The organism is Achromobacter sp. DH1f, from assembly GCF_000633435.1.
GTDB lineage: Bacteria > Pseudomonadota > Gammaproteobacteria > Burkholderiales > Burkholderiaceae_B > Achromobacter > Achromobacter deleyi.
The window spans coordinates 1-564 of sequence record NZ_AYMF01000116.1; the positions used below are offsets into that span (position 1 = coordinate 1).

The 564-nt window shown below is 69.3% G+C and carries 2 protein-coding genes; one reads left to right on the forward strand and one right to left on the reverse strand.

The window, feature by feature from the left end; all coding sequences use genetic code 11:
- The coding region (locus U858_RS34130; protein WP_042886172.1) for a GGDEF domain-containing protein at positions 1 to 336 on the forward strand (336 nt) is incomplete at its 5' end.
- Positions 337 to 350: 14 nt separating this feature from the next.
- Here U858_RS34130 and U858_RS0133290 read toward each other — a convergent pair.
- Positions 351 to 564, reverse strand: a 214-nt coding sequence (locus U858_RS0133290) for a hypothetical protein (RefSeq protein ID WP_025141373.1), incomplete at its 5' end; no start/stop codon positions are given.

The following is a 564-nucleotide window of genomic DNA, read 5'->3' on the forward strand; positions in this document are numbered from 1 at the left end:
CATGGCCATGCCGCGGGCGACACCGTGCTCAAAGAAGCGGCCGACCGCATGGCCCGCGCCATTCGGGTATCGGATGTGGCGGCACGGCTGGGCGGCGACGAATTTGCCGTGCTGTTGATGGGCGCCGACCGCGACAACGCGCAGGCCGTGGCCGAGGCGCTGGTCGAAAGCCTGTCGTTGCCGTATCCCAAGATCCGGGTTGCCGTGTCGGCCAGCGTGGGCATTGCCGTGTTCCCGCAATCGGGCGTCACCATGCTGCAGTTGCTGGAACGTGCCGATATGGCGCTGTACCGCGCCAAGGGCCTGGGCAAGCGGCGCGTTGCCTCGGACCGCTGAGGCGGGCCGGGCGCTCAGGCGTCGTGGCGCGGCGCGGGCGGCGGAGTCAGGGCCGTCAGCACCTCGCCGGACTTCAGCCGGTAACGCCGTTCGCCCAGGGCGATGACGCGTTCGCCTTCCGAGGTCCTGAGAATGTAGCGAGTGGTCGCGGCGCTGGCGGGCGGGTGGGTCCGGTCGGCCTGAGAAAAGACTTCTATCCGATAGAGTCGGCCGGATTCCGTCGTGGCC